The following is a 7,848-nucleotide window of genomic DNA, read 5'->3' as shown; positions in this document are numbered from 1 at the left end:
CCGGCCGCACCGCCCCCCAGGCCCACGGCCTGACGGCCCCCGGACCGCCCGGCCCCGGAAGCCCGGGTCCGGGCGGTCCGCACCCCTCGTCGGGAGTGCCCCTCGTCAGTGCAGCGGAACGCCCGGCAGGAAGGCCGCCGGGGTGTGGATGAAGATGTTGGAGACGAAGCCGTTCAGGGCCGGGACATGCGCCCAGTACGGGTTGCTCAGTCCCTCCGCCACCACCAGGTCGCCCTGGACCTGGAAGTCGACGTGCACCGGCGTCGGCGCGTTCAGCGTCTGCACCACCTCAGCGCTCAACTTGGCCTCCTTGCGCACGCGCACGCCCACACCCCAGGTGGTGAAGTCCGCGCCCTCGCCCGGAGGCGGAGGCGGGGTGCCGCCGTCACCGGCCGCCTCGACCTGGGCGATCAGCTTCCTGGCTTCGTCCTCCTGCTGGTCGTACTTGTCCGGGTAGGCCGACCGCTGCACGCTCTGCGCGAGGTGGCCGGCGCTCTGGCCGGGGTCGTTGCGGTCGCTGTCGACGGCGCGCTCGAAGAACGACTGGGCCGCGTGCTCCGGGTTCATGATCTCTTCCGGGGTGCCCCATCCCTGGGACGGGCGCTGCTGGAAGACGCCCAGCGAATCCTGGTCTCCGTAGGGCAGGTTGCGCATCCCCGACTCGACGATGCCGGTCTCGAAAGCGGCCAGCATGACCTTGTCGTCGACCTGGAGCCGCTTGCCGACGCGGTGGATGGCCTTGGCCACCTCGATGTCGTATGCCATGTGGTTCCCCCGTGGGTGCTCGTGCGGTGTGTCGTGCTGCGGTGTGTGGTGCTGCTCTGTCGCGTGCCGCGCTGTTCCGTCGTGCGGTGCCGGGTCGTGCGGAGTGTCGTCGTCCGGCGTGCCGTCCGGTGTGTCGCTGTCGCCCGGCGTGCCGTTCGGCGTGTCGTCCGGTGGCCGGGACGCGCGGCGGCCCGGCAGCCGGCGGGCGAGCCGGGCGCGCAAGCTGGTGGGTGCCATGGCTCAGTGCAGGGGGACGCCCGGCAGGAACGCCTCCCGGTTGTTGATGAAGATGTTGGAGAGGAAGCCGTTCAGGGCCGGGACGTGCGCCCAGAACGGGTTGCTCAGCCCCTCCGCCACCACCAGGTCGCCGCGCACCTGGAAGTCGACATGTACCGGCGTCGGCGCGTTCAGTGTCTGCACCACCTCAGCGCTCAACTTGGCCTCCTTGCGCACGCGCACGCCCACACCCCAGGTACTGAAGTCCGCGCCCTGGCCCGGAGGAGGTGGGGGCGGCGCGGGCTGCCGGCCGCCCAGGATCTTCCGGACGCTGTCGCGGAAGCCGTCCATGTCGCCCGGCCAGAAGGCCGGGTCGACCTTGCGGCCGGGCGCCCATTCCTTGTGGCCGATGGCGCGTTCGGCGGGCAGGTTCGCGTACCGGAGCAGCGCCGCGACACCGCGCGGATAGGCGTCGAGCTGGGCGTCGGTCCAGTCGAACCGGCTGCCGACGGACTCCGCCTCGACCCCGATCAGGTACGGATTGGCGTTGTCCTTGGGGACGTTGAGCCAGGGCCCGCCCTGGCCCGCGTGCCAGGCCACTCCGGCGGCGATGACGATCCAGGTCCCGTCGCGGGCCAGCCCGAGCTGGGCCAGCGGACCGGGCAGGCTCGCGTCGCCGTCCCGGACGCGGGCCAGGCTGGGGTAGTTGCCCTGCGCCGGTCCCGCGGTGTGGTGCAGCAGGACGCCGCGGATGTCCTGCATCTCGCCGTGGCCGCGGCCCTGCCAGCCGTCCTCCTCCTGGACGCGCAGGCCGTCCTTCCTGAGCACGTCGGCCAGCCATGTCAGATTCGGCATAGTGTGGTGATCCCCCGTTTTCGGCGTTCCTCACGTCCCGTCAGGCGGCGGTCCGCATGCGGATGCCGGTGTGCGAGACGGTGAGCCCGATGACACGCCGCCCACCCTCGCCGCCCGTCCGGGATGCTTCAACCGCCTTTGAACACGGTCGAATTGCGCAGCTCGGAAACCGACCCGCAGGTAGCGGGCGGGTTCCTTGACCGCGTACTTCCGCTCCGTACGCTGGCAACAGGTAGGGCACCGCCGTCCGGCCGTGCCGCATACCCGGGGGAACGGGGGAGCACGGATGTCCGTGCGCATACATTTCGGCGTGGAAGATCTCGCCAGGACCAGCGTCGCCGAGCGGCCCGACCCGATGTGGGAGGTGCTGCTCAGTCTGCACGCACTCCAACACCGCGACGGGGCACCGGCGTTCGCACTGTGGCGGCGGCGGACGCTGCCGCGGCTGGCCGGGCCGGCCCGCGGGCTGCTCGCGCTCGCGCCACCACGCGGCTACAGTCCCGACTTCCTGACACCCGACACCTCCGGCCACAGCCCGGAGCACGGGCTGGAACAGGGACTGGAGAGCCTGGCAGGCACCCCGCAGGGCCGCCTCCGGACGGACCTCGAACGGTTCGCGAACGAGCACCGTGCCCCCTTGTGGGTACGGGAGTTGACCACCCGCGACCTGCCGTCGATGGCGTCGGCGGTGCGGGATTACCACGCGGTGGCCATCCGGCCGTACGAACCCTGTATCGGCAGCCATGCGGAGGCGGACCGGTCGCTGCGCATCCGGGCCCTCCAGGGCGGCGTGGAGCGGCTGCTGAGCACACTGCACCCGAAGCTGCGGTGGGCGCCGCCCGTACTGGAGTGGCGCACCGGGCGCCTGGATCGGGACATCCGGCTCGACGGGCGCGGACTGCGGCTGATCCCGTCCTTCTTCTGCCGGCACTCCCCCGTCATGCTGCGGGAACCGGAGCTGCCGCCGGTGCTGGTCCATCCGATCGAGCACAGTCCGGGTTGGGCGAGCGACGCCCCCCACCGTGCCCGGGGCGCCACCAAGAGCCCGTGCGCCGCGCTGCTGGGCAACACCCGGGCGGCGGCGCTGGAGGTGGTCGCGGCCGGCTGCACCACCTCCGAACTGGCCCGGCGGCTGAACGTCTCACCCGCCACGGCCACCCACCACACGGCCATCCTCCGGGAGGCCGGCCTGATCTCCTCGCACCGCGCGGGCGGCCACGTCCACCACACACTGCGGTCACTGGGGGCGGCGCTGCTCCGGGGGTGACCGCAAACACCTCGGGGGTGGGTGACCGGAAACGATGACCCTGGCCTGAATTACCCTGTGCGGTCGGCCAATTGGGCAGGGACCATCGTTCATCTGTTCGCCAGTTCTTCACCCGGCAGACGCGGCCGAGTCCATCCGGCGGCTTCTAGGGTTACCGCGCTCCCTCCCCCACTCGTCACTCCTGTCCGGAGGACAGTCATGACCGCAGCCAAGGCACGCAAGCGCAACCGGCGCACCCTGACCGCGCTGGCCGGTGCGGTGGCCGTCGCCGCCACGTCGGCGGCGCTGTGGGCCACCACCGGGTCCACCGCGTCCGCGCAGGCCGCCGGGCTCCCGTCGCCCGACCACGTGGTCGTGGTGGTGATGGAGAACCGCGCCTACGGCCAGGTGATCGGCAACTCCGGTGCGCCGTACCTGAACAGCCTCAAGGCGGGCGGCGCCGACCTCACCCAGTCATACGCGCTCACCCACCCCAGCGAGCCGAACTACTACATGCTGTTCTCCGGCTCCAACCAGGGGCGCACGGACGACAGTTGTGTCGACGTCGGGTCGATGTCCGCGCCCAACCTCGCCTCCGAGCTGATCGCCGCCGGCAAGAGCTGGGCGAGCTACAACGAGTCGCTGCCGAGCCAGGGTTCGACGACCTGCAGCAGCGGAGACTACGCGCAGAAGCACAACCCGTGGTTCGGCTTCTCGAACGTGCCGACCGACACGGCCATGACGATGGATCAGTTCCCCAGTGACTACAGCACACTGCCGAAGGTCTCGTTCGTCATCCCGAACCTCTGCGACGACATGCACGACTGCTCGGTGTCCACCGGCGACAGCTGGCTGAAGGACAACCTGAGCGCCTACGCGGACTGGGCCAGGAGCCACAACAGCATCCTCGCGATCACCTTCGACGAGGACAACCGACTGTCCGGCAACCGCATTCCGACCCTGCTCTACGGGCAGCACGTGGCGCCCGGCAGCACCAGCGGCACCAAGTACAACCACTACAACGTGCTCCGTACGCTGGAGGACCTGTCCGGGCTCTCCAGCCACGCGGGCAACGCCGCCTCGGCGTCCGACATCAGCGGCATCTGGAACTGAGGCCCGTGTACCTCGCGGACTCCCGCAACGGAACCGCGCGCGACACCGCCGGCGCCGCAGCCGCCGCCCCGGGCAGCATCCGTCCGGGGCGGCGGGCTGCGGTGCCCGGGACGGTCCTCGCGCTCGGCGCGGTCAGCCTGATCACCGATGTCTCGGCGGAGATGATCAACGCGGTGCTGCCGCTGTACGTCGTCACCGCACTCGGGCTGTCCCCGCTCGGCTTCGGGCTGCTGGACGGCATCAACAACGGTGTGGGCGCGCTGGTCCGGCTGGCCGGCGGCCACCTCGCGGACGGCGGCGGCCGGCGGCACAAGGTGGTGGCCGGGCTCGGCTACGGCCTGTCGGCGGTGTGCAAACCGCTGCTGCTGGTCGCCCACGGACTGCCCGTCATCAGCGCCGTACTGGCCGCCGACCGCACCGGCAAGGGGCTGCGCACCGCGCCCCGGGACGCGATGATCTCGCTGGCCACCCGGCCCGAGCACCGGGGCCGGGCCTTCGGCGTGCACCGCGCCATGGACACCACCGGGGCGCTGCTCGGGCCGCTGGCCGCGTTCGCGGTGCTGCGGGCCACCGTCGACGGCTATGACGCGGTGTTCACGGTCAGCGGCTGCGTGGCGGCGCTGGGCGTGCTGGTGCTGGTGCTGTTCGTGCCCGGCCGGGCCGGGGGTACGGACGCCGGGCCCACCGCCGCCCGTCCCGCGCTGCGCGACTCACTGGGCCTGCTGCGCCGCCCCGCGCTGCGCCGGCTCACGCTGTGCGCCGCGCTCCTCGGGCTCACCACCGTCAGCGACTCCTTCCTCTACCTCCTCCTCCAGCGCGAACTGGACGTGCCCGCCCACCTGTTCCCGCTGCTGCCGCTCGGCACCGCGGCGGTGTTCCTGCTGCTCGCCGTCCCGCTGGGCGCGCTCGCCGACCGCACCGGCCGCCGCCGGCTGTTCCTGGCCGGGCACGGCGCACTGCTGCTCGCCTACGGGCTGGTGCTCTCCCCGTTGGGCGGCGCCCCGGCCGTGGTCGCGGTGCTGGTGCTGCACGGCGCCTTCTACGCGGCCACCGACGGGGTGCTGGCCGCCGCCACCGCGGGGGCCGTCCCGGCCGGGCATCAGGGCGCCGGGCAGGCGCTGGTGGGCACCGGCCAGGCACTCGCCCGGTTCGTCTGCTCCGTGGCGTTCGGCGCGGCCTGGAGCCTGTGGGACGGGCGGGCCGCGCTCGCGGTGACCGCGGCGGGACTGGCCGTCGGCGCCGTCGTCGCGGCCCGGGTACTGCGGACCGCCGAGGCCGCGCCGGAGGGGAACGACGACGACCGCCGAACCGGCGACGAGGTGTCCGGATGACCCAACGGTCCCGTCTGGCAGTCCTGTTGGCCGCCGTGCTGCTGCTCGGGGCGGTCGGCGCCGCGGCGGTGCTGCGGGCCGCCGACCGCTCCGGCAGCCGCGACCGCGAGCAGGCCGGCGGCCCGGCCGTGCACGCCGGCAGCGTCTCACTCCGGCCGGGCACCGGCCGCCGGCTGCTGGTCCGCAACCTGGCATGGGGGCCGCACCGCGACGAGATCGCGAGCGTGCCCACCGACCGTCCGCGGGGCCCGCGCACCGCCTCCGGCGTCACCTGCCTGCGCTTCCACGCCGCCGCCGGGACCGCCATCTGCCTCCAGGCCGTGCACGGTGCCCTGGAGGACACCTACCGGGCCGTGGTACTCGACGCGCGGTTGCACGAGCTGCACCGCTTCCCGGCGGCCGGGATCCCCACCCGGGCGCGGGTCTCGCCCTCCGGGCACCGGGTCGCCTGGACGGTCTTCGTCAGCGGCGACTCGTACGCGGGCACCAACTTCTCCACCCGCACGGCCATCGTCGACACCCGCACCTGGGCGATCGACGACAACCTGGAGCGGTACGCCGTCATCCAGGACGGCCGGCCGTACCACGCCTCGGACATCAACGTCTGGGGCGTCACCTTCGCCGATGACACCCGCTTCTACGCCACCCTGGCGACCGGCGGCCGGACGTATCTCGTGCGGGGCGATGCCACGGCCCGCACGCTGACCACCCTGCACCGCAACGTGGAATGCCCCTCCCTCTCCCCCGACGGCACCCGCATCGCCTACAAGAAGCGCGCCCCCGGCGCCTCCCCGGACGCCCCGTGGCGGCTGTACGTCCTCGACCTGCGCACCATGGCGGAGACCGCCACCGCCGAGCACCGCAACATCGACGACCAGGCGCTGTGGGCCGACGACGCGACCCTGGTCTACGCCCTGCCCGGGGACTACGGCTCGGATCTGTGGACCGTCCCGGCGAACGGTTCGGGAGCGGCCCGCCGGCTGATGACGTCGGCGGTGGCACCGGCGTACGTGCGCTGACCGGCTGCCGGTACCCGCCGGCGACCGCGCGACTCAGCCGGGCGGGCCAGGAAGATCCGGCGACGGGCCGGTGGCCTGACCGGTCGCCACGTCCCAGGCCACGACCCGGGAGAGCAACACCGCGCCCCACAGGACCAGTCCGGCGCCCAGGCCCTCCAGGAGCAGCCACCACCCCACCCGCACCCGCTCGTCGAAGAGCGTCACCCCCAGCGAGAGGCTGACCAGCGCATCGCCGAGGGTGAGTACCGGCTGGGAGGCGGTCAGCGGGCCCGACTGCATGGCGTTCCCCATGAGGAACAGCGCCAGCACGCCGACCAGTGCGAAGCCGTAGGTCTGCCAGGACAGGAAGAACTCGGCGGGGCCGGCGGCCCGCCAGATGTGGGCGGAGTCCTTCAACAGGGCGGCCGTCAGCGCGTACGCCACGGCCGTGGCGGCCCCGAAGCCGGCGGCGCGTACGCTGCCGGCCCCGCGGCGCAGCCCCGCACCGACGGTGGTGGTGATCACCGCGGCGCACACGACCAGGGCGGGCACCCAGCGGCTGAGCGGAGCGTGGTCGCGGCCGGCGTCGGGCGCGGCGGCGGCCAGCGCCGTCACCAGCCCGACGACGAGCAGCCCGACGCCCCCCCAGCCGCGGCGGGAGCCCCGCCGGCCCAGCAGCGGGCGCCCGATCAGCAGCGCCAGCGGCAACTCCAGCACGAAGATCGGCTGCACCACCGACAGCGCACCCAACGACAGCGCCAATGCCTGGAAGCCGGCCGCCGGCAGCACCATCAGCATCCCGGCGAGCCACACCGAGCGGTGCAGCAGATCGGCGAACAGGCCGAGCCGCAGCCGTCCGGAGACCGGTACGGTGCGTGCCGCGCGCCGCTGGAGCACCGTGGAGAGCGCGTTGCAGGCCGCGGCGAGAAACGCGAACACCACGGCCGCCCACGTGGCCACCCGCCCACCTCCTCGTCCCCGTCGACGCTAACCGGGGGACGGCCTGGCCGCCCGGCTCCGTCGGGCAAGGGGACGCCCGCTGTCGTTCGTCCGCGTGACCCCACGGCGCGTCGCTTGGACCTCGACCGTGCCTCCTCCACGGTGACACCGTGAGCCGCTCTCTTGTCCTCGCCCTCGTGTCCGGTCTGCTGCTCGCCGCGACCGGCTGTGTCGCGCTCGCCCGGCCACCGGGTCACGGCGCCGGTTCCCGGCACCGTACGGTGGCACCGGCGCAACTTTCCGCTGCGCTGTGCCGCTTGCCCACCCGTTCGCTGCGCTTTGCCCCGCCCGACGTTGTCGACGATCCCGCCGTTGCGCCTGCGGC

Annotated in this window: 8 protein-coding genes; 5 read left to right on the top strand and 3 right to left on the bottom strand. The window is 73.2% G+C overall.

The window, feature by feature from the left end; translation table 11 throughout:
- Positions 1-105 precede the first annotated feature (105 nt).
- Positions 106-1,002: a hypothetical protein gene (locus RZ84_RS35415; protein WP_052230377.1), complete on the bottom strand. Its 897-nt coding sequence runs from the start codon at positions 1,000-1,002 to the stop codon at positions 106-108.
- A gap of 3 nt (positions 1,003-1,005) precedes the next feature.
- Entirely contained in the window at positions 1,006-1,836 is an 831-nt protein-coding gene (locus RZ84_RS34550) for a peptidoglycan recognition protein family protein (protein WP_052230376.1), read from the bottom strand.
- A 286-nt stretch (positions 1,837-2,122) separates the two neighbouring features.
- Here RZ84_RS34550 and RZ84_RS34545 point away from each other — a divergent pair, with 286 nt between their 5' ends.
- From RZ84_RS34545 to RZ84_RS34530, 4 genes are all read left to right on the top strand, one after another.
- Entirely contained in the window at positions 2,123-3,103 is a 981-nt protein-coding gene (locus RZ84_RS34545; protein WP_043268614.1) for an ArsR/SmtB family transcription factor, read from the top strand.
- A 198-nt stretch (positions 3,104-3,301) separates the two neighbouring features.
- Complete coding sequence (locus RZ84_RS34540) at positions 3,302-4,195, top strand: alkaline phosphatase family protein (RefSeq protein WP_043268612.1); 894 nt, start codon at positions 3,302-3,304, stop codon at positions 4,193-4,195.
- Positions 4,196-4,200: 5 nt separating this feature from the next.
- A complete protein-coding gene (locus RZ84_RS34535; RefSeq protein ID WP_052230375.1) occupies positions 4,201-5,526 on the top strand; it encodes an MFS transporter in 1,326 nt (441 codons plus the stop codon).
- Entirely contained in the window at positions 5,523-6,545 is a 1,023-nt protein-coding gene (locus RZ84_RS34530; protein WP_043268609.1) for a TolB family protein, read from the top strand. The genes RZ84_RS34535 and RZ84_RS34530 overlap by 4 nt, the downstream gene beginning before the upstream one ends.
- 33 nt (positions 6,546-6,578) lie before the next feature.
- On the opposite strand, the gene RZ84_RS34525 is transcribed toward RZ84_RS34530, so the two are convergent.
- Positions 6,579-7,484, bottom strand: coding sequence for a DMT family transporter (locus RZ84_RS34525; RefSeq protein ID WP_043268607.1), 906 nt, complete (start codon positions 7,482-7,484; stop codon positions 6,579-6,581).
- A 149-nt stretch (positions 7,485-7,633) separates the two neighbouring features.
- On the opposite strand from RZ84_RS34525, the gene RZ84_RS40160 reads away from it, so the two are divergent.
- On the top strand, positions 7,634-7,848 hold a 215-nt coding region (locus tag RZ84_RS40160; protein ID WP_206743099.1), incomplete at its 3' end, for a hypothetical protein.

Origin of the sequence: Streptomyces sp. CT34 (assembly GCF_000805335.1) — a bacterium.
Lineage (GTDB): Bacteria > Actinomycetota > Actinomycetes > Streptomycetales > Streptomycetaceae > Streptomyces.
Note: the sequence above shows the minus strand (reverse complement) of the source record. Positions and strands in the feature narration are given on the sequence as shown.

Excerpts from the sequence above, each read along its gene's own strand:
- RZ84_RS35415 (WP_052230377.1), bottom strand. The coding sequence starts at position 1,002 with ATGGCACCCACCAGCTTGCGCGCCCGGCTCGCCCGCCGGCTGCCGGGC.
- RZ84_RS34550 (WP_052230376.1), bottom strand. The coding sequence starts at position 1,836 with ATGCCGAATCTGACATGGCTGGCCGACGTGCTCAGGAAGGACGGCCTG.
- RZ84_RS34545 (WP_043268614.1), top strand. The coding sequence starts at position 2,123 with ATGTCCGTGCGCATACATTTCGGCGTGGAAGATCTCGCCAGGACCAGC.
- RZ84_RS34540 (WP_043268612.1), top strand. The coding sequence starts at position 3,302 with ATGACCGCAGCCAAGGCACGCAAGCGCAACCGGCGCACCCTGACCGCG.
- RZ84_RS34530 (WP_043268609.1), top strand. The coding sequence starts at position 5,523 with ATGACCCAACGGTCCCGTCTGGCAGTCCTGTTGGCCGCCGTGCTGCTG.